20 protein-coding genes and 1 pseudogene are annotated in these 19,929 nt (G+C 72.0%); 10 read left to right on the forward strand and 11 right to left on the reverse strand.

Annotated elements, in window-relative coordinates:
- A pseudogene (locus IF17_RS0127460) lies at window positions 1–314 on the forward strand (recombinase RecA); the annotation flags it as partial.
- 3 nt (window positions 315–317) lie between these two features.
- Window positions 318–1,088, forward strand: a complete 771-nt coding sequence (gene recX, locus IF17_RS0127465; protein ID WP_030571249.1) for a recombination regulator RecX — start codon at window positions 318–320, stop codon at window positions 1,086–1,088.
- A gap of 118 nt (window positions 1,089–1,206) precedes the next feature.
- On the opposite strand, the gene IF17_RS0127470 is transcribed toward recX, so the two are convergent.
- The 9 genes from IF17_RS0127470 to IF17_RS0127505 form a co-directional block, all read right to left on the reverse strand.
- On the reverse strand, window positions 1,207–1,845 hold the full coding sequence (locus IF17_RS0127470; RefSeq protein WP_030571252.1) for a DUF6197 family protein: 639 nt from the start codon (window positions 1,843–1,845) through the stop codon (window positions 1,207–1,209).
- Window positions 1,846–2,027: 182 nt separating this feature from the next.
- Entirely contained in the window at window positions 2,028–2,477 is a 450-nt protein-coding gene (locus tag IF17_RS0127475) for a rhodanese-like domain-containing protein (protein ID WP_030571258.1), read from the reverse strand.
- Window positions 2,474–3,079: a cupin domain-containing protein gene (locus tag IF17_RS0127480; protein WP_373036966.1), complete on the reverse strand. Its 606-nt coding sequence runs from the start codon at window positions 3,077–3,079 to the stop codon at window positions 2,474–2,476. The genes IF17_RS0127475 and IF17_RS0127480 overlap by 4 nt, the downstream gene beginning before the upstream one ends.
- A 94-nt stretch (window positions 3,080–3,173) precedes the next feature.
- Entirely contained in the window at window positions 3,174–3,260 is an 87-nt protein-coding gene (locus IF17_RS1000000140430; protein ID WP_311307652.1) for a putative leader peptide, read from the reverse strand.
- Window positions 3,261–3,292: 32 nt separating this feature from the next.
- The gene (locus tag IF17_RS0127485; protein WP_030571264.1) at window positions 3,293–5,077 is read right to left on the reverse strand and encodes an FAD-dependent monooxygenase; all 1,785 of its coding nucleotides are present in this window, start codon (window positions 5,075–5,077) and stop codon (window positions 3,293–3,295) included.
- A 166-nt stretch (window positions 5,078–5,243) separates the two neighbouring features.
- Complete coding sequence (locus tag IF17_RS0127490; RefSeq protein ID WP_030571267.1) at window positions 5,244–6,188, reverse strand: amino acid ABC transporter permease; 945 nt, start codon at window positions 6,186–6,188, stop codon at window positions 5,244–5,246.
- Window positions 6,185–6,832 carry an amino acid ABC transporter permease gene (locus IF17_RS0127495; protein ID WP_018516333.1) on the reverse strand — a complete coding sequence of 216 codons (648 nt, stop codon included), beginning with the start codon at window positions 6,830–6,832 and terminating at the stop codon, window positions 6,185–6,187. Before IF17_RS0127495 ends, IF17_RS0127490 begins: the two co-directional genes overlap by 4 nt.
- A gap of 161 nt (window positions 6,833–6,993) precedes the next feature.
- Window positions 6,994–7,917, reverse strand: a complete 924-nt coding sequence (locus IF17_RS0127500) for a glutamate ABC transporter substrate-binding protein (protein ID WP_030571270.1) — start codon at window positions 7,915–7,917, stop codon at window positions 6,994–6,996.
- 53 nt (window positions 7,918–7,970) lie between these two features.
- Window positions 7,971–8,756: an amino acid ABC transporter ATP-binding protein gene (locus tag IF17_RS0127505; protein ID WP_030571273.1), complete on the reverse strand. Its 786-nt coding sequence runs from the start codon at window positions 8,754–8,756 to the stop codon at window positions 7,971–7,973.
- 329 nt (window positions 8,757–9,085) lie between these two features.
- On the opposite strand from IF17_RS0127505, the gene IF17_RS0127510 reads away from it, so the two are divergent.
- Both IF17_RS0127510 and IF17_RS0127515 read left to right on the forward strand, forming a co-directional pair.
- A complete protein-coding gene (locus tag IF17_RS0127510; RefSeq protein ID WP_003965809.1) occupies window positions 9,086–9,778 on the forward strand; it encodes a response regulator transcription factor in 693 nt (230 codons plus the stop codon).
- Window positions 9,779–9,796: 18 nt separating this feature from the next.
- Window positions 9,797–11,194 (forward strand): sensor histidine kinase, encoded by a 1,398-nt coding sequence (locus tag IF17_RS0127515; RefSeq protein WP_030571276.1) that lies wholly within the window; start codon window positions 9,797–9,799, stop codon window positions 11,192–11,194.
- Window positions 11,195–11,224: 30 nt separating this feature from the next.
- On the opposite strand, the gene IF17_RS0127520 is transcribed toward IF17_RS0127515, so the two are convergent.
- On the reverse strand, window positions 11,225–12,223 hold the full coding sequence (locus IF17_RS0127520) for a TAXI family TRAP transporter solute-binding subunit (RefSeq protein ID WP_030571279.1): 999 nt from the start codon (window positions 12,221–12,223) through the stop codon (window positions 11,225–11,227).
- A gap of 89 nt (window positions 12,224–12,312) precedes the next feature.
- Between IF17_RS0127520 and miaB the strand changes: the two genes are divergently transcribed.
- Together miaB and IF17_RS0127530 are read left to right on the forward strand one after the other, a co-directional pair.
- Window positions 12,313–13,836 carry a tRNA (N6-isopentenyl adenosine(37)-C2)-methylthiotransferase MiaB gene (gene miaB, locus IF17_RS0127525; RefSeq protein WP_076968355.1) on the forward strand — a complete coding sequence of 508 codons (1,524 nt, stop codon included), beginning with the start codon at window positions 12,313–12,315 and terminating at the stop codon, window positions 13,834–13,836.
- 123 nt (window positions 13,837–13,959) lie between these two features.
- Window positions 13,960–14,673, forward strand: coding sequence for a class III extradiol dioxygenase subunit B-like domain-containing protein (locus IF17_RS0127530; protein WP_030571285.1), 714 nt, complete (start codon window positions 13,960–13,962; stop codon window positions 14,671–14,673).
- A 65-nt stretch (window positions 14,674–14,738) separates the two neighbouring features.
- Here the strand turns inward: IF17_RS0127530 and IF17_RS0127535 are convergent, their stop codons facing one another.
- Complete coding sequence (locus tag IF17_RS0127535; protein WP_030571287.1) at window positions 14,739–15,005, reverse strand: antitoxin; 267 nt, start codon at window positions 15,003–15,005, stop codon at window positions 14,739–14,741.
- A 170-nt stretch (window positions 15,006–15,175) separates the two neighbouring features.
- Here IF17_RS0127535 and miaA point away from each other — a divergent pair, with 170 nt between their 5' ends.
- From miaA to IF17_RS0127555, 4 genes are all read left to right on the forward strand, one after another.
- Window positions 15,176–16,114, forward strand: a complete 939-nt coding sequence (gene miaA, locus IF17_RS0127540) for a tRNA (adenosine(37)-N6)-dimethylallyltransferase MiaA (RefSeq protein ID WP_030571289.1) — start codon at window positions 15,176–15,178, stop codon at window positions 16,112–16,114.
- Between the two features lie 107 nt (window positions 16,115–16,221).
- Entirely contained in the window at window positions 16,222–16,662 is a 441-nt protein-coding gene (locus tag IF17_RS0127545; protein WP_030571292.1) for a hypothetical protein, read from the forward strand.
- Between the two features lie 68 nt (window positions 16,663–16,730).
- Window positions 16,731–17,603 (forward strand): diaminopimelate epimerase, encoded by an 873-nt coding sequence (gene dapF, locus IF17_RS0127550; RefSeq protein ID WP_030571295.1) that lies wholly within the window; start codon window positions 16,731–16,733, stop codon window positions 17,601–17,603.
- A 188-nt stretch (window positions 17,604–17,791) separates the two neighbouring features.
- Window positions 17,792–19,924, forward strand: a complete 2,133-nt coding sequence (locus tag IF17_RS0127555) for a RelA/SpoT family protein (RefSeq protein ID WP_030571298.1) — start codon at window positions 17,792–17,794, stop codon at window positions 19,922–19,924.
- The last annotated feature ends 5 nt before the right edge of the window (window positions 19,925–19,929 follow it).

The raw sequence follows: 19,929 nt of genomic DNA on the forward strand, positions 1-19,929 counted from the left end.
TGATCGACATGGGCGTGGAGCACGGCTTCGTCCGCAAGGCCGGCGCCTGGTACACGTACGAGGGCGACCAGCTCGGCCAGGGCAAGGAGAACGCCCGCAACTTCCTCAAGGACAACCCCGACCTCGCCGACGAGATCGAGAAGAAGATCCTGGAGAAGCTGGGTGTCGGTGTCCGGCCGGAGGCCGAGTCCGCCGAGCCGGGTGCGGAAGGAGCGGCGACCGCGGGAGCGGCGGCCGACGGTGCGGCGAAGCCGGTGACCGCTGCCGCGGCCACCAAGGCGAAGCCGGCCAAGACCGCGGCGGCCAAGAGCTAGGCCGTGACACGTCGTACGGAGTGGCCGGGAGGCCCCGCCGAGCCCGGAGACGGCCCCGAATTCGCCGGCGGACCCACGGACGGGTCCGCCTACGAGCCGGGGACCGGCCGCGGGGCGCGGTCCGGGCGCCGCTCACGCGGGGGAGCGGACACGGGCGCCGGGTTCGGCGAAGGGGCGGGCCGGCGTGCCCGCTCCGGCACCAGGAGCAGCGGCTCCCCTTCCTCGTCGAGGGCCGAGCGGGGGGAGCCGCGTGATCAGCGGGACAAGGGGGAGCCGCGCGATCCGGTCGAGCAGGCGCGCAACATCTGTCTGCGCCTGCTCACCGGGACGCCGAGGACCCGCAAGCAGCTCGCGGACGCCCTGCGCAAGCGGGAGATCCCGGACGAGGCCGCCGAGGAAGTCCTCGCGCGCTTCGAGGACGTCGGGCTGATCGACGACGCGGCCTTCGCCGGGGCGTGGGTGGAGTCCCGGCACCACGGCCGGGGGCTCGCCCGCCGTGCCCTCGTCCGCGAGCTGCGCACGAAGGGCGTCGACTCCTCCGTGATCGACGAGGCGGTCGGCCGGCTCGACGCGGACCAGGAGGAGGAGACGGCCCGGGAGCTGGTGGCCCGCAAGCTCCGCTCCACCCGCGGCCTGGACCGCGACAAGCGGCTGCGCCGCCTTGCGGGCATGCTCGCCCGCAAGGGATACGGGGAGGGCATGGCCCTGCGGGTGGTGCGCCAGGCGCTGGAGGAGGAGGGCGAGGACACGGAGGGGCTGGACGAGCCTTTCTGAGAGGGCTTCCTCGGAGGACTGACTCCTTGAGCGGACTTCCTGAGAGGAGTGGCCGTTCCGAGGCGACCGGGGACGGGGGACGAGGTACACGGAGATGGGGGCAGGATCCGTCAGGCGGTCAGTGTCCGGCTGCGGCCGCTCGGCGGGCGGCCGCGTCGACGAGGGCCAGCGCGTCCGCGGCGGTGCGGCCCGGCGCGCGGTTCCACGGGCCGATCAGCCCGGGCCATCCCTGGGAGCGGAGCTCGGTGATCAGCCAGGCGCCGGCCCGGTTCACGGTGGTGGGGGAGCCGTATCCGAGCCGGTGTGCGGTGAGCAGCGCACCACAGACACAGCGGGCTCCACGGGCGTTGCGCAGCCGGTACGGGGTGTTCTGCCAGCCCCACTCGGCGAGGATCTGCCGTGCGTAGCCGAGGTGGACGGACGGCCGCAGATCCCCCTGGCCCACCCGTCGCCAGGCGTGGACACGATCGGGCAGGGCCGCCCCCAGCCGGCCGGGGAGCGGGCGCTCGGGCGGAGGCGCCGCCGGCAGCGTCCGCAATGCGTCGTCGATGAGCCGGTCCACGGGGACGGAGAGCAGGCTCCGCCAGTCGGTGGGCTGTCGGCCCGGTGCGGGTGCGGGTGCAGATGCAGGTGCCGGCGGCCCGGGTTCGGGGGCGGTGAGCTCCCACCCCGAGACGATGCTCTGCCATGCCTGTGTGTCGTGCAGCTGGGACGCCTGGGCGTCCAGCTGGTCGGGGGTGAGAACAGGGATCGCCATAAGTGCGTCATCTCCGTACATTTCGCCTCTGTGTGAAGCGAATGTCGGTCGCACACGGTGATGGCTCCACCGGAGTGTGGCGTTCGGGTGTGTCCCGCCCGAAGATCAGACACGAGTGAGGGACGGGGCGGCCACGTCACGCCCGTGGCCGCCCCCTCCCTCACCGGCTCACCGGCTCGGCATCAGTCGTCGGCGGCGCCCGGAGTGACGGGGAGGCCCGCCGCGCGCCACGCCTGGAAGCCGCCGATCAGGTCGGTGGTCCGGTGCAGCCCGAGTTGCCGCAGCGACGCCACCGCGAGGCTCGACGCGTACCCCTCGTTGCAGATGACGACCACCGGGAGGTCGTGGCTCACCGCCTCGGCGGCGCGGTGGCTGCCCTGCGGATCGAGCCGCCACTCCAGCTCGTTGCGCTCCACGACCAGCGCGCCCGGGATGAGCCCGTCCCGGTCCCGGAGGGCCGCGTACCGGATGTCCACCAGCAGCGCCCCGTCCGTCGCCGCCGCGGCCGCCTCCTGCGGGCCGACCCGGTCGTAACCGGCCCGGACCCGCTCCAGCAACTCGTCTATGCCCACCCGCTCCGAAGCGGCCACGCGCTCAGTCCCGCCCACGCGCTCGGCTCCGTCCCCGCTCACTGCCAGTCCTCCGGGCTCTCGGTCTGCTCCAGCCGGAGCACCGCGCCGGTGCGGCTGAACCGGCGGATCCGCGGCAGCGGCGGGTAGTACGCGTGGACGGAGACGGCGTGCACGCTGTCGGACTCGTTGAGGACCTCGTGCACGTGGTTCTGGCCGAAGGCCCGCCCCTGACCGGCCGCCAGCTCCCGTGACCGGTCCACCCCCTCGTTCAGCTCCAGGGTCTTCCAGCCGTCGGTGGGCAGCCGTACGGCCAGCGAGTGCTCCTTGAGGGTGCCGGACGCGGTGGTGAAGGCGCCGACCGAGTCGGCGTGGTCGTGCCAGCCCGTCCCGGTCCCCGGCGGCCAGCCGATCAGCCAGGCCTCGCTGCCACCGGGCCCGTCGAGCCGGACCCAGGTGCGGCCCTCCGGGTCGAGCGGGAGGGAGGCGATGAGCGCCTCGTCCTCGGCGGCGCTGCGCACGAAGTCGAGCAGCTCGGCGACCGTCGGACCGGCGGAGACGGCACGGGCCGAGCCGACCCGCGCGGAGACAGCGGGAGCGGCAGTCACCGGAGCGGCGGCGGTCGCCGGAGCGGCGGGGGAGGGTACGGAGGCAGCCGTGGGCACGGCAGGCAAGGGGGAAGACACAGGGACCGTCCTGGAAGTTCGCGCGAGGTCCCGGCCGTGCGGAAAGCGGCACGGACCGGCAGAGGAAGGCGATTCAGCAGGACGGGCGACACACGCAGCCCGCGTAACGGAGGAGGTCCATATGGACCCTCCGCCACAGGCGCACATCGGTGTCGGTCATGATCTGGAGTACACCATGTGCGCCCGTGACGGTCAATTGATCCTGGCGGACCGGTCGGCGTGAACCCGCTCGCGAGGCCCCGGCGCGCGCGCCGCCCCCCGCTCGTCATCGCCGCTCTTGCCACTCTTGCCGTTCTCGTCGCTCTCCCCGTCCCCGCCTCCGGCCCCCGGCGTCCCGCCCAGCGCCGCCCGCGCCGCCGCCAGCAGCTCCGCGGGCCGGACGCCGGCGAAGGCGGCCACCAGGTGGCCGTCCGGCCGAACCAGCAGAACGGTGTGGGCCGACGCCCCCGGATAGCTCTCCGTGACCAGCAGTTCCGCCGGGGACGGCAGCGCCTCCACGGCCTCCACGAGGCGCGGCATGATGCCGGCGGTCAGCCAGTGCCGCCGGTCCCACACGCCGGTCCCGGGCGCCACCAGGATCACCAGCGGATGCCCCTGCCCGAGCCGCTCCCGGAGCCGTACGGCCGTCCCGTCCGGTGCCGTCACCCGTACATCGGCGACCGGCGCACCGGGGGGCGTACCCACGGTGGTGTGCGCCTCCGCGTGCGGTGGTGCAAGGGGGGAGTGCGAGTACGACGGGGGCGCACCGAGGGCTCCACGGCCCAGGTGCCCGTCGGCGAGCAGGGTGTCGTGGCCGCGGACCGTGCCCGGTACGAGGGTCCGCAGTCCGCCGCCGCCCCGCAGTATCGGCAGGGACTGGTCGGCGGCGCGCAGCCGGGCGGCGACCGCGGCCCGGCGCTCGGCCTGGTAGCTGTCGAGCAGCAGGTCGCCGCCGCGGTGGTGCCAGGCGTGGGCGAGCTTCCAGGCCAGGTTCTCGGCGTCCCGGATCCCCTCGTCCAGGCCCTGGGTGCCGAGCGCCCCCAGCAGATGCGCCGCGTCGCCCGCCAGGAAGGCCCGCCGCACCCGCCAGCGCCGGGCGAGGCGGTGGTGGAGCGTGTGGACGCCGGTGTCGAGCAGCTCGTACGGCGGGGTCTTGCCGCACCAGCCGGCCAGGGTGTCCCGGATGCGGGCGATGAGGGCCTCCGGGGTGACCAGCTCGCCGCGCGGCGGGAGCAGCCAGTCCAGCCGCCAGACCCCGTCCGGCAGCGGCCGCGCGCTGACCTCGGCACCCCCGCCGCGCCACGGCGGCTGCCGGTGCAGCACGGCCTCGCCCGGCCAGGGCAGTTCGGCCCGGAGTGCGGCGACGGCGTGCCGTTCCACCGCCGTACGGCCGGGAAACCTGATGTCCAGGAGCTTGCGCACGGTCGAGCGGGCGCCGTCGCAGCCGACCAGGTAGCTGCCGCGCCACCAGGTCGTGCCGGGCCCCTTGGTGTGCACGGTGACGCCGTCCCGGTCCTGCTCCAGGGTGTCGATGCGGCTCAGCGGTACCAGCTCCACCAGCGGCGCCGCCGCGACCGCCGCGCGCAGGGCGGAGGCCAGCGCGTGCTGCGGAATGTGCAGAGGGGCAGGCAGGGACGGCCCGCCCCGGTCGTCGGCGGCACCGGTGGCACCGGCGTCACCGAAGGCACGGACGTCTCCGGAGTCTCCGGTGTCAGGGGAGCCATCCGGCCCCGCGCCCAGCGGCACGTCGCGGACCAGCTGCTTCCGGCGCATCGAACGCCACCCGCTCCACCGCAGCCCGTCTTTCTCCAGGTGGGCGGCGCCGAGACGTTCCACCAGGTCGGCGGTGTCCTCACGCAGCACGACCGTGCGGGCGAGACGGACCTCCTCGGTGCCCGGCCCCTCGTCCAGGAGCACGCTCGGGACGCCCTGGGCGGCGAGGGCCAGCGACAGCGTCAGACCGACGGGTCCGGCGCCGACGACGATCACCGGGTCCACGGCGCGCGTCCTCCGGCCCGTACGGTCATGCGGAACGTGGCAGTGGGAGCCGGGTGCGTGATCACAGAACGTATGCAACCCACTGGGGGTGCTTGCGTCAAGTGACCGAGGCAGCGACGCGTGCGCCGCTGCCTCGAATGCTTCCGCCGGGAAGGACCGGTGGGACTCAGTCCTTCGTCACTCCGGCCCCACCGGCACCGTCGAACCCGGTGCCCGCGCCCCCTGCGCCCCCCGCATCCGGGCCGAACGTGCCGGCCGTCGCGTCGATGGTTCCTGGGGCCTGGACGGCCGGCGCCACCGCGATGCCGGTCTTGGCGCGGCGGCCGCGCTTCTCGATCCAGGTGGCCAGCGATGAGAGCAGCAGACACAGCACGATATAGATCGTGCCGATGACGGCGATCGTCGAGACGTACGGGTACTGGCCGTTCACCTGCGTGTTGGAGGCGATCAGCCGCGCGGTCTGGAGCAGTTCCGGGTACAGGATGATGAAGCCGAGCGAGGTGTCCTTGAGGGTCACCACGAGCTGGCTGATGATCGTCGGCAGCATCGACCGGACGGCCTGCGGCATCAGCACGGTGACCATGACCTGCGTCTTGCGCATGCCGAGCGCGTACGCGGCCTCGCTCTGGCCGCGCGGGACGGCGTTGACGCCGGCGCGCAGCACCTCGGCCTGGACGCAGCCGTTGTAGACGGACAGACCGGCTGCCAGCGCCCACATCGAGTAGTCCGTGAGGAAGCCGACCCAGATGGCGTAGATCGTGATCAGCAGCGGGAGCGAGCGGAACAACTCGATGAACGTGGTCGCCGCCCAGCGGACCGGTTTGTGGTCGGAGAGGCGTCCCACCGCGAGCAGTACGCCGAGGACGAGCGAGCCGACCGCGGCCAGGCCGAAGGCCTTGAGGGTGGCGACGAGGGCGTCGGCGATGTTCTGCCGGATGCCCGCGTAGTTGAAGATGTCCCACATCGCCGGGGCCAGGTGGCCTTTGTCGGCAAGGCGCATCAGGCTGACGGCGATCAGGGCCGCGATGGCGAGGGTGCCGGCGACGGCGTAGATCCGGTTGCGGACGAGAGCCTTGGGGCCCGGGGCGTCGTAGAGAACGCTGGCGCTCATCGGGCGACCTCCATGCGACGCTCCAGCAGCCGGAAGAGGCCGCTGATGGTAAACGTGACCACCAGGTAGCCGAGGGCCACCCAGATGAAGACGGGGACGATGTCGTAACCCTTGTCGCTCATCAGCTTCTGCCAGCCGAAGAGCTCGGCGACGCTGAAGGCTCCGGCGATCGCGGAGTTCTTGGTGAGAGCGATGAAGATGCTGCTCAGCGGCGGGATGACGGTACGCGTCGCCTGCGGGAGCACCACGATGCTCAGGGTCTGGGAGAACGTCATGCCGATCGAGCGCGCGGCCTCGGCCTGTCCCAGCGGCACGGTGTTGATGCCGGAGCGGACCGCCTCGCAGACGAACGAGGAGGTGTAGAAGCCGAGCGCCAGCGAGCCGAGCACGAAGGGGCTCATCCCCGGGAAGAGGATCTCCGGGACGACGAAGAAGAAGATCAGGAAGAGCAGCGTCAGCGGGGTGTTGCGCATCAGCGTCACCCAGGCGGTGCCGAAGAACCGCAGCGGTGGCACCGGCGAGACCCGGAACCCGGCGATGATGACACCGAGGACCAGGGCGATAACCGAGCTGACGGCGGTGATCGACACGGTTCCTATGAAGCCGTCGCGGAACTCTGGGAAATTGTCGAGCAGTACGTTCATGAGGTCTCCGCGTCGGCGGTCAGCGGCATCAGGGCAGGGGAAGGGGCGCCCCGTACGTCCGCCCCGTGCCCCCTGAGGGGCAGCGGCGGCGTACGGGACGCCTCCTGAGTCACACGCGGTACGTCAGTGACGGGGCGTCAGCCGTGGGACGGCGGACGGTGTCAGTAGCGCTCGAGAGCCGGCGGCTCGGTGTAGGCCGAGCCGGACAGGCCCAGCGTGGCCTCGTAGATCTTCTTGTACGTGCCGTCCTTGACGTGCTTGTCCAGCGAGTCGTTGATCGCGTCGCGCAGGACCTTGTCGTCCTTGTTCAGGCCGACACCGTAGGGCTCGTCGGTGAACGGCTTGCCGACGACCTTGAGCTTGCCGGGGTTGGCGGCCGCGTAACCCTTGAGGATCGAGTCGTCCGTGGTGAGGGCATCGACCTGCTTGGTCAGCACCTGCTGCACGCAGTCGGAGTACTTGGCCAGCTCGACGACGTTCGCGCCGTACTCCGGCTTCTTGATCTCCTGGAGCGGGGTGGAACCGACGATCGAGCAGACCTTCTTGCCCTTCACCGACTCCTTGCCGGTGATGGAGTCGTCGTCCTTGCGGACCAGGAGGTCGGCGCCCGCCTTGTAGTACGGACCGGCGAAGCCGACCTGCTTCTTGCGCTCGTCGTTGATCGTGTAGGTGCCGACGAAGTAGTCGACCTGGCCCTTGGAGATCGCCGTCTCACGGATACCGGAGTCGACGGTCTTCCACTCGATCTGCTTGTCGGTGAAGCCGAGGTCCGCCGCGATCATCTTGGCGATCTCGATGTCGAAGCCGGAGCGCTCCTTGGTCGACTGGTCCTCGAAGCCGAGGTAGGGCTGGTCGGCCTTGGCACCGATGATCAGCTTGCCGCGCTGCTTCGCCTTCTTGAAGACCGGCGAGTCCAGGGCGACGTCCTTGGCGACCTCGTACGTGGGCAGCGCGGGAGCCTCGGAGGAACCGGGCTTGGTGCCGCCCGGTTTGTCACCGGCGGAACCCTCCTTGCCACCACACGCGGTCGCGGTCAGGGCCAGGACGGCGATGGCCGCGACGGCGGCCGACTTGCGGAGCTTCATATGAGTTTTCCTTATGCCGTAGGTCGTTGTCGTCAGTCGTCAGTCGTCGGACGTCAGTGGTGAAGGATCTTCGACAGGAAGTCCTTGGCCCGGTCGCTGCGCGGGTTGCTGAAGAACTGCTCGGGCGTGGCCTCTTCGACGATCTTTCCGTCGGCCATGAACACCACGCGGTTGGCGGCCGAGCGGGCGAAGCCCATCTCGTGGGTGACGACGATCATCGTCATCCCGTCCCGGGCCAGCTGCTGCATGACTTCGAGGACCTCGTTGATCATCTCCGGGTCGAGAGCCGACGTGGGCTCGTCGAAGAGCATGACCTTCGGGTCCATCGCCAACGCCCGTGCGATCGCGACGCGTTGCTGCTGGCCACCGGAGAGCTGTGCCGGGTACTTGTCGGCCTGCACGCCGACGCCGACCCGGTCGAGAAGGGTCCGGGCCTTCTCCTCGGCGGCCTTCTTGTCGGTCTTGCGGACCTTGGTCTGGCCCAGCATGACGTTCTCCAGCACCGTCTTGTGTGCGAAGAGATTGAACGACTGGAAGACCATGCCCACGTCGGCGCGCAGCCGCGCCAGCTCCTTGCCCTCCTGGGGCAGGGGCTTGCCGTCGATCGAGATCGCACCCGAATCGATCGTCTCCAAGCGGTTGATCGTGCGGCACAGCGTGGACTTCCCGGACCCGGAGGGCCCGATGACGACCACGACCTCGCCACGGGCGATGGTCAGGTCGATGTCCTGGAGCACATGCAGCGCGCCGAAGTGCTTGTTGACGTCGCTCAGTACGACAAGGTCGTCGCCCGCAGGCGCGGCATTCTCGGCGGCCTTGGTCACTGAAACTCCGCTCATCGGCTTCTTGCTCCGTCCTCCTCGGGTGCCAAGGACACTAATGACGCGGTGCGACCAGCGTCATTACATCTGAGCGGAAATTGAGCATAACGATCCGGCGGCAACCGGACACTCCGTGTGAAGGGGACGCCACGCGCAGCGCCGGGGCGTACCGGGTGCATAACGGAAACCCTGCTGTAACCGGCAACCCCTTGACTGACATACCTGTCATCGGAGTGGATGCCCTGTGCGGCAAAAGAACGTGAAGCGCCGCTGAACGGAATGTTTCGGCCAGAGCCCGAAGATCGAGGGAGACGACCCGAAGATCCAGGGAGACGGAGAGGAGGGCCATGAGACTGCTGCTCGTCGAGGACGACGACCATGTCGCGGCGGCCCTGTCCGCCGTGCTCGCCCGGCACGGGTTCCAGGTCGTGCACGCCCGCAACGGCGAAGAGGCGCTGCGCGCGCTGCTGCCCGCGGAGAAGGAGCCCTTCGGGGTCATCCTCCTCGACCTCGGCCTGCCCGACCAGGACGGCTACGAGGTGTGCGGCAAGATCCGCAAGCGCACCGCCACCCCGGTGATCATGGTGACCGCCCGGGCCGACGTCCGCTCCCGCATCCACGGGCTCAACCTCGGCGCCGACGACTACGTCACCAAGCCCTACGACACCGGCGAGCTGCTCGCCCGTATCCACGCGGTCGCCCGGCGCACCACCAGCGGCGAGGACACCGCCCCGACGCCGGTCGCCGCCCTGCGCCTGGGGCCCGTCGCGATCGAGCTGCCCACCCGCCGCGTCAGCGTCGACGGCGCCGAAGTCCAGCTCACCCGCAAGGAGTTCGACCTCCTGGCCCTCCTCGCACAGCGGCCCGGCGTGGTCTTCCGCCGCGAGCAGATCATCAGCGAGGTCTGGCGCACCAGCTGGGAGGGGACCGGACGCACCCTGGAGGTGCACGTGGCATCCCTGCGCTCCAAGCTGCGGCTGCCCGCCCTCATCGAGACCGTGCGGGGCGTCGGCTACCGGCTCGTCGCGCCGTCCGCGTAACGGGCCGGTACGTCCCCGGTGCGCACCCGTCTCCTTCCGCTGCTCATCACCCTCATGGCGGCCGTCCTGCTCACCCTCGGCTTCCCGCTCGCGGTGAGCGTGGCCGCCGCCGAGCAGCAGAGCCTGGTCATCGACCGGATCGACGACACCGCCCGCTTCGCGGCCCTCGCCCAGCCCATCACCGACACCGTCCCGGTCCATGACGAGCGCCGTCTGACGCTCGCCACGGACCTGGAGGTCTACGCCTCGGTGTACGGCATCCGGGCCGGCGTCTTCTACCGCGACGACCTGGCCCTGGCGAAGGCCCCGGGCACCTGGATGCTGCCCGCCGAGGGGGAGGGGCGCACGGCCTTCAACGAGGCGCTGCTCGGCCGCCGTTCGCACGACCCCCCGCAGGTCTGGCCCTGGCAGGACGGCCGCGTCGTCGTCGCCTCGCCCGTCGTGCGCGACGGGGACGTCGTGGCCGTGGTCGTCATCGACTCGCCCACCGACGAGATGCGCTCCCGGATCCTGCGGACCTGGCTGCTGATCGCGGTCGGCGAGGCCCTGGCCATGCTGGTCGCGGTCGGCGCCGCCGTCCGGCTCACCGGCTGGGTCCTGCTGCCGGTACGGGTCCTGGACGCGGCCACCCACGACATCGCCGTCGGCCGGATGCGCTCACGGGTCGCGGCCGCCGGAGGCCCCCCGGAGCTGCGGCGGCTGGCCCGGTCCTTCAACGAGATGGCCGACAACGTCGAGGACGTCCTGGAACAGCAGCGCGCCTTCGTCGCCGACGCCTCGCACCAGCTGCGCAACCCGCTCGCCGCGCTCCTGCTGCGCATCGAGCTCCTCGCCCTGGAACTGCCCGAGGGCAACGAGGAGATCGCCGCCGTACGCACCGAGGGCAAGCGGCTGGCCCGGGTCCTGGACGACCTGCTCGACCTGGCCCTGGCCGAACACGCCGAGGCCGACCTCCAGCTGACCGACATCGTCCCGCTCACCGCCGAGCGCGTCGCCTCCTGGCGCCCGATGGCGGACGGGAAGGGCGTGCGCCTCATCCAGGACGGGGCCCCGGCCGCCACCGCCTGGGCCGACCCGGTGGCCCTCTCCAGCGCGCTGGACGCCGTCATCGACAACGCCCTGAAGTTCACCCCGGCCGGTGAGGACGTACGGGTCACGGTCACCCCGGGAGCCACCGCGACAACCGTCGTGGTCGCCGACCGGGGGCCCGGCCTCACCGATCAGGAGCTGGAGCGCGTCGGTGACCGCTTCTGGCGCAGCGCCCGCCACCAGAACGTGAGCGGGTCGGGGCTCGGCCTGTCCATCTCCCGCGTGCTGCTCGCGGCGGGCGGGAGCTCCATCACGTACGAGCGCCACGAGCCGCACGGTCTGCGGGTCACCGTCTCGGTGCCGCGCGAACTGCCGCACGCGCCCTGAAGTCCTCCAGCACCTGCCGGAGGACCCGGCTCAGGGCTTGACCGAGCGGTAGTAGCGCTTGGCGCCCTCGTGCACTTCCAGCGGGTCCGTGTAGATCGCCGTCCGCAGGTCCACCAGCTGCGCGGCGTGCACCTCGCGGCCGATCCGGTCCCGGCTGTTGATCACGGTACGGGTGAACGCCTCGGTCATGGCCGGATCCGTACGGTCCGTAGTGATGAGCAGATTGGCTACGGCGACCGTGGGGACCGATACACCGCGCTGGGCGAAGCGGTACGCGTCGGCGGGCATCGTGGCCGACCGGTAGTAGCGGGCGGAGCCGCCCATCGACTGCAACTCCTTGATCAGGTCCCCGTCCAGCGGGACCAGCTTGATCGCGAACCGCTCCGAGAGCTCCTGCACCGCCCCGGTCGGCAGCCCGCCGGACCAGAAGAAGGCGTCGAGGTCCCCGGTGACCAGCCGGTTCGGCATGGTGTTGATCCCCGCCGACACAGCGGTCAGGTCCTGCGTCGGATGGATGTCCGCCGCGTTCAGAAGCCGGTTCGCGACCAGCCGGACACCGGAGCCCTCCTGGCCGACGCCGACCCGCTTGCCCCGCAGATCGGCCACGCTCGCGATGTCGGAGTCGCGCGGGACGACCAGCTGGACGTAGTCGTCGTAAAGCCGCACACAGCCCCGGAGCAGGTGGGCGCCGGGCCTGCCGTCGCGTACGTAGGTGGCCACGGCGTCGGCGGTGGCGATGGTGAAGTCGGCCTTGCCCGTCGCCACCCGCGCGAGGTTCTGCTGGGACCCCTCGCTGGTGAGGAGCTTTATCGACACCTCGGGCATGTCCTTGGCAAGGGCGCCTTCCAGCCGTTCCCCGTACCGCTGGTAGACACCGCTCGGCACCCCCGTGGAGAAGGTCAGCGTCCCGCTCGGCGTCCGCTCGCCCAGGGGGAGGAGCCACCACGCGAGCAGCCCGAGCACGACCGCGAGCACGGCGCCCGTCTGAAGGGTGCGTCGTCGGCCGAATCGGGACAGAGCGTGGAACATGCGCGCGATCCTGCCAGCTCACCGCCCCCCTGACCAGGCCCGGCCGGGCAGGGACCGGGGCGCGCCCGGCTACCGCCTACCCTGGTCACATGAGCAGCGGCAACCGGAGCGAAGAAGCAGTGGACGTCCAGAAGAGCTACGAGGTGCGCACCTACGGGTGCCAGATGAACGTCCACGACTCCGAACGGCTGTCGGGTCTCCTGGAGGACGCCGGTTACGTACGGGCCCCCGAGGGCGCCGACGGCGACGCCGACGTCGTCGTCTTCAACACCTGCGCGGTCCGCGAGAACGCCGACAACAAGCTCTACGGCAACCTCGGCCGGCTCGCCCCGATGAAGACCAAGCGCCCCGGCATGCAGATCGCCGTCGGCGGCTGCCTCGCCCAGAAGGACCGCGACACCATCGTCAAGCGGGCCCCCTGGGTGGACGTCGTCTTCGGTACGCACAACATCGGCAAGCTGCCCGTGCTGCTGGAGCGCGCCCGGATCCAGGAGGAGGCGCAGATCGAGATCGCCGAATCCCTGGAGGCCTTCCCCTCCACGCTCCCCACCCGCCGCGAGTCCGCCTACGCCGCGTGGGTCTCCATCTCCGTCGGCTGCAACAACACCTGCACCTTCTGCATCGTCCCGGCGCTGCGCGGCAAGGAGAAGGACCGCCGCACCGGCGACATCCTGGCCGAGATCGAGGCCCTGGTCGCCGAGGGCGTGTCCGAGATCACCCTGCTCGGCCAGAACGTCAACGCGTACGGCTCCGACATCGGCGACCGCGAGGCCTTCTCCAAGCTGCTGCGCGCCTGCGGGAAGATCGAGGGCCTGGAGCGCGTCCGCTTCACCTCCCCGCACCCCCGCGACTTCACCGACGACGTCATCGCCGCCATGGCCGAGACGCCGAACGTGATGCCGCAGCTCCACATGCCGATGCAGTCCGGCTCGGACAGCATCCTCAAGGCGATGCGCCGCTCCTACCGTCAGGAGCGCTTCCTCGGCATCATCGAGAAGGTGCGCGCCGCGATGCCGGACGCCGCCATCTCCACCGACATCATCGTGGGCTTCCCCGGCGAGACCGAGGAGGACTTCGAGCAGACCATGCACGCGGTCCGCGAGGCCCGTTTCGCCAACGCGTTCACCTTCCAGTATTCGAAGCGCCCCGGGACCCCGGCCGCCGACATGGACGGCCAGATCCCCAAGGAGGTCGTGCAGGAGCGGTACATGCGCCTGTCCGCCCTCCAGGAGCAGATCTCCTGGGACGAGAACAAGAAACAGGTCGGCCGCACCCTGGAGGTCATGGTCGCCGAGGGCGAGGGCCGCAAGGACGGCGCCACCCACCGCCTCTCCGGCCGTGCCCCCGACAACCGCCTCGTCCACTTCACCAAGCCCGGCCAGGACGTGCGCCCCGGCGACGTGGTGACCGTGGAGATCACCTACGCCGCCCCGCACCACCTGCTCGCCGAGGGCGCCCCGCTCGCGGTACGGGGCACGCGCGCGGGCGACGCCTGGGAGAAGCGCACCACGGCGCCGGCCGCCAAGCCGGCCGGCGTGATGCTCGGCCTCCCGTCCATCGGCGCCCCGGACCCGCTCCCGGCCGCCGCGGCCCCGGCCTGCGGCATCGGCTGACGGCTCCGGCCGACGGCATCGGCTCCGGCTGACGGCTCCGGTCAGAGGGCTCCGGCTCCGGCTCCGGTTCCGGCCGACCGGTCCGTACGAGGGGTTCCGCGCCCGGCAAGTACGCTGACCGGCATGCTTGTCGCCGCCGCCGTGTGCCCCTGCCCGCCGCTCCTGGTGCCCGAGGTCGCCGCCGGGGCCGCACCCGAACTCGACCCCGCGCGCGCCGCGTGCCTGGACGCCGTGGGGGTGCTCGCCGCCTCCCGCCCCGACCTGCTCGTGGTCGTGGGCCCGGCGGACGGCCGGACCGCGGCCGCCTACCCGGCGGGCGGGCACGGCTCCTTCCGGGGCTTCGGCGTCGCCCTCGATGTCACCCTGGGCGAGCCCGACCCGGCCGCGCAGGGACCGGCGCTGGCGGACTCCCTCGCCGTCGGCGCGTGGCTGCTGGACCGGGCCCGCTGGGCCGGCGCGCCGGTCGAGGGGCTCGCGGTGGACGGGCGCAGCCCCGCCGCCGAGTGCGCCCGGGCCGGACAGGAGCTGGCCGCCCGTGCCGGCCGCGTCGCGCTCCTGGTGATGGGCGACGGGAGCGCCTGCCGCACACTCAAGGCGCCCGGTTATCTCGACGAGCGGGCCGAGGTCTTCGACGCCCGGGCGGCCGAGGCGCTGGCCTCCGCGGACCTCGCCGCACTGGACGCGCTGGACGAGACACTCGCGTACGAGCTCAAGGTGGCCGGCCGGGCCCCCTGGCAGCTGCTCAGCGGCGCCGCACGGGGAGCGGGCCTCGGCGGCCGGCTGCTGTACGAGGACGCGCCCTACGGGGTGGGATACACCGTCGCCGCCTGGTCCTGACCCGCGCAGCCCGACGGCGGCACCGGAGAGAACCGGTGCCGCCGTCGGGGACTGCCGCTGTCAGGTCAGGAGGCGGGCGGCGGAGGGGGCGGCGTGGTGCCGGGTGTCCCCGGGGTGCCCCCGTCCTTCTGGCCCAGCTTGTCCACGGCCTCCTTGGCCTTGCGCGTACCCGTGTCGATCTTGTCGCTGTACTTGCCCTTGGTCTTCTGGTCGACCGTGCGCGCCGCCTTGTCGAGGCCCTGCTCGATCTTGCCCCCGTGCTGCTGCGCGAGGTCGCCGACCTTGTCCTTGGCCGGTCCCAGCTTGGCCTTCAGGTTGTCCAGGAACCCCATTGGGTCACCTTCCGTGCAGTGAGGACGGTCTGCGGGAGCGTTCTCCCGCCCCCATTGTCCGTCACCTCTCCCTTCCTGCCGACTTTACTCGCCCTTTAGCGTTTCCCTGATGCCCTTCCACGCTTTCGGCGGTGTGCGGGAGGGCCCCGGATATTTGGGAGACTGTCCCGGTGAACCGTCCCGCTTCAGCCCCCCGTGTCATCACCGTCGTCGGCCCCACCGCGGCCGGAAAATCCGATCTGGGGGTCTTCCTCGCCCAGGAGCTCGGCGGCGAGGTGGTCAACGCCGACTCCATGCAGCTCTACCGGGGCATGGACATCGGTACGGCGAAGATGACGCCCGCCGAGCGCGCGGGCGTCCCGCACCACCTGCTGGACATCTGGGACGTCACCGAGGCCGCCAGCGTCGCCGAGTACCAGCGCCTGGCCCGGCTGGAGATCGACCGGCTGCTCGCCGAAGGCCGTACGCCGATCCTCGTGGGCGGCTCCGGGCTGTACGTGAAGGGCGCCATCGACGCCCTGGAGTTCCCCGGTACGGACCCCGAGGTGCGCGCCCGGCTCGAAGCGGAGCTGGCCGAGCGCGGCTCCGGCCTCCTGCACCAGCGGCTCGCCGCCGCGGACCCCGGCGCCGCCCGGTCCATCCTCCCGAGCAACGGCCGCCGTATCGTCCGCGCCCTCGAAGTCATCGAGATCACCGGGAAGCCCTTCACCGCCAACCTCCCCGGCGACGAGCCGGTCTACGACGCCGTGCAGATCGGCGTCGACGTCGAGCGCCCCGAACTGGACGAGCGCATCGCCCGGCGCGTCGACCGGATGTGGGAGGCCGGCCTCGTGGAAGAGGTGCGCGCCCTGGAGGCGTCCGGACTCCGCGAAGGACTCACCGCCTCACGGGCGCTCGGCTATCAGCAGGTCCTCGCGGCACTCGCGGGGGAGTGCACCGAGGAGGAGGCGCGAGCCGAGACCGTACGCGCCACCAAGCGCTTCGCGCGCCGGCAGGACTCCTGGTTCCGCCGCGACCCGCGCGTCCACTGGGTCGGTGGCGGACACCGTGACCGGGAAGAACTCCCGCACCGGACGCTGACGTTGGTCGAACGAGCGGTCACAGCCTGATCACGTGATGGCATCGGGACGCTCCGGCCGTCAATTCGGCACCCGTGCCCGTGCCATCATCGAGCATCGATCCACCAGCGGAGTCCGAGTAGGGAGGGCGCGTGGCGATGGAGGCCGGCCCTCGCGACACGGAGCAGCACGACGTACCGCCACCGCGGGAGATCGCGGGGCGGCTGAGCCCCGACGGGCCCGACGAGCAGGACGTGGCCCCCGAGGTCGAGGTCGAGCTGCGACCCACCCGCAAACTGCGGATCTGGCAGCTCGCGCCCATCGTCATGCTGGCCGCCGTCGGCTCCCTGATGTTCGCCTTCCCGCTCGCCTTCGAGTTCGGTGACGGCGGTGCCGTGGTCGCCATGCTGGGGCTCCTGATCAGCTGCTGCGCGGCCGGCTGGGCCATGATGGCGGCCCGCCGCGTCGGCCACACCTGGCCCGGCCTGCCGGCCAGGGGCTCGGGCGACCGCCCCGACTGGCGTGTGATCGCCCTGTACGTCGTCATGGGCACCGGACTGGTCGCCCTCGCCGTGTGGCGCGTGGCCCGCCTGCGCTGACGCCGCCCGGGGGACGCCCGGCGGGTCCGGCCTCGCCGAGTGTCGGTGGTGGCTCGTACAGTTGCCCTGTGAGCACTTCGCAGATCACCTTCCTCAAGGGTCACGGCACCGAGAACGACTTCGTGATCGTCCCCGACCCGGACAACGCCCTCGCGCTGCCCGCGTCTGTCGTCGCCCGGATCTGCGACCGCCGGGCCGGTATCGGCGGGGACGGCCTGCTGCACGTCGTCCGCTCCGCGGCCCACCCCGAGGCCCAGGACATGGCCGCCGAGGCCGAGTGGTTCATGGACTACCGCAACGCGGACGGCTCGATCGCCGAGATGTGCGGCAACGGGGTGCGCGTCTTCGCTCACCACCTCCAGCGCGCGGGCCTCGTCGAGCAGGGCGGCCTCGCCGTCGCCACCCGGGGCGGCGTCAAGCAGGTCCACCTCGCCAAGGACGGCGACATCACCGTCTCCATGGGGCGCGCCCTGCTGCCCGAGGCGAGCGCCACGGTCGCCGTCGGGGAGCGCAGCTGGCCATCCCGCAACGTCAACATGGGCAACCCGCACGCCGTCGCCTTCGTCGACGACCTCGCCCACGCCGGCGACCTGCTCTCAGCCCCTCCGGTCACGCCCGCCGCGGTCTACCCCGACGGCGTCAACGTCGAGTTCGTCGTCGACCGGGGCCCCCGCCACGTCGCCATGCGCGTCCACGAGCGCGGCTCCGGCGAGACCCGCTCCTGCGGCACCGGCGCCTGCGCGGTGGCCGTCGCCACCGCCCGCCGGGACGGCAGGGACCCGGCGGTGACCGGGCTCCCCGCGACGTACCGGGTGGATCTCCCCGGCGGCACCCTGACCATCACCGAGCACCCGGACGGTTCGGTCGACATGACCGGCGCCGCCGTGATCGTCGCCGAGGGCACCATCGACCCGGCCTGGCTGGAAACGGTCGTCGGCTGACCGGCAAGCACGCTCCAGGGTCCCCTCCTCGAAACGGTGATCGGTCCGAGCTTCGCTCGAATGGGTGATCCGTTTCACGCTGGGCGAGAGGCGGACTGCGCCACGTGGTGGGGTCGATAGCATCAAGCACCGGCCCGGAGAAGCGACCGCCTCTCCCCACCGCCGGTCGACGTCGCCGGAGGTGCCCCATGAGTGCAGAGGCCGCCGATCCCGCCGCTGTGCCGCGCAGGCGGAGCCGGCCCCGGATCGATCTGCGCAGGCTGGGCCGGGTGGCGCTGCTCGGCCCCGTCCCCCGTGACCGGCTGCCCGACGCCATCGGCCATGTCGCCGAGGCGCACCGCGCCCACCATCCCGACGCCGACCTGGCCATCCTCCACCGCGCCTACGTCCTCGCGGAGTCCTCGCACCGGGGCCAGATGCGCAAGAGCGGCGAGCCGTACATCACGCACCCGCTCGCCGTCACCCTGATCCTCGCCGAGCTCGGCGCCGAGACCACCACGTTGACCGCCTCCCTCCTCCACGACACCGTGGAGGACACCGAGGTGACCCTCGATCAGGTACGGGAGCAGTTCGGCGAAGAGGTCTGCTATCTCGTCGACGGCGTCACCAAACTCGAAAAGGTCGACTACGGCGCCGCCGCCGAGCCCGAGACCTTCCGCAAGATGCTCGTCGCCACCGGCAACGACGTCCGGGTCATGTCGATCAAGCTCGCGGACCGGCTGCACAACATGCGCACCCTCACCGTGATGCGCCCCGAGAAGCAGGCCCGGATCGCCAAGGTCACCCGCGATGTCCTCATCCCGCTGGCCGAACGGCTCGGCGTCCAGGCGCTCAAGACCGAGCTGGAGGACCTGGTCTTCGCGATCCTCGACCCCGAGGAGTACGAGGACACCCGCGCCCTCATCGCCGGCGTGACGGGCGAGAGCGATCCCCTGGCCCCCATCGCCGAATGTGTCCGGGCGACGCTCCGGGAAGCGGGCATCAGCGCCGAAGTCCTCATCAGGCCGCGCCACTTCGTCTCCGTGCACCGGGTCCGCAGGAAACGCGGCGAGCTGCGCCCCACCGACTTCGGCCGGCTGCTCGTCCTGGTCGGCGAGGACGCCGACTGCTACGCGGTCCTCGGTGAGCTGCACACCTGCTTCACCCCGGTGATCTCCGAGTTCAAGGATTTCATCGCCGCCCCCAAGTTCAACCTGTACCAGTCGCTGCACACCGCCGTCGTCGGCCCCGAGGGCGCCGTCGCCGAAGTCCTCATCCGTACGCACCGGATGCACAAGGTCGCCGAGGCGGGCGTCGTCGCCCTGGGCAACCCGTACGCCCACGACCCCACCGCCGCCCAGCAGGCCGAACCGTCCGACGAGCGCGCCGACCCGACCCGGCCCGGCTGGCTCTCCCGGCTGCTGGACTGGCAGGAGTCCGCCACCGACCCCGACACGTTCTGGACCACCCTGCGCGCCGACCTCGCCCAGGACCGCGAGATCACCGTGTTCGGCACCGACGGCAGGACCCTCGGCCTGCCCGCCGGGGCCAGCTGCGTCGACGCCGCGTATGCCCAGCACGGGGAGCGGGCGCACACCTGCATCGGAGCCAGGGTCAACGGCCGCCTTGCCACCCTCTCCACCGTCCTCAGCGACGGCGACACCGTGCAACTGCTGCTCGCCCAGGACACCGCCTCCGGCCCGTCGCCCGAGTGGCTGGACCACGCCCGCACCCCCGCCGCCCGCATCGCGATCACCGGCTGGCTCTCCGCCCACCCCGACGCCCCGGGCCCCGAGGCCGAGGGCCCCGCGGAACCGGCCGCCGACGGCCCGCAGCCCATCGCACCCGCCCGCACCCGGTCCGGCGGGCGCGCCGCCAACATCGTCGTCGACGGCCCGGAGAGCCCCACCCGCCTGGCCGGCTGCTGTACGCCGGTGCCCCCGGACGAGGTGGTCGGCATCGTGGTCCGGGGTGGCGCCGTCACCGTGCACCGCCAGGAGTGTCCCGCCGTCGCCCGGATGCGGGAGATCGGCCGCGCCCCCGTCGCGGCCCGCTGGCGCGACGAGGACGGCGGACGCGACACCGCCGCCTGCCGCGTCACGCTCGTCGCCGAGTCCTTCGGGCGCCCCAGGCTGCTGGCCGACCTCACCGAGGCGATCGCCACGGCCGACGCGGCCATCGTCTCCGCCACCGTGGAGCCCCCCAGCGAACAGCGCGTCCGGCACACCTACACCCTCCAGCTCCCCGACGCCGCCGGACTGCCCGCCCTGATGCGGGCCATGCGCGATGTCGCCGGGGTCTACGACGTCAGCCGCGCCCAGCACCCCGCCGCCACCGGCTGAGGGCC

Origin of the sequence: Streptomyces cyaneofuscatus, assembly GCF_000718135.1 — a bacterium.
Classification (GTDB): domain Bacteria; phylum Actinomycetota; class Actinomycetes; order Streptomycetales; family Streptomycetaceae; genus Streptomyces; species Streptomyces cyaneofuscatus.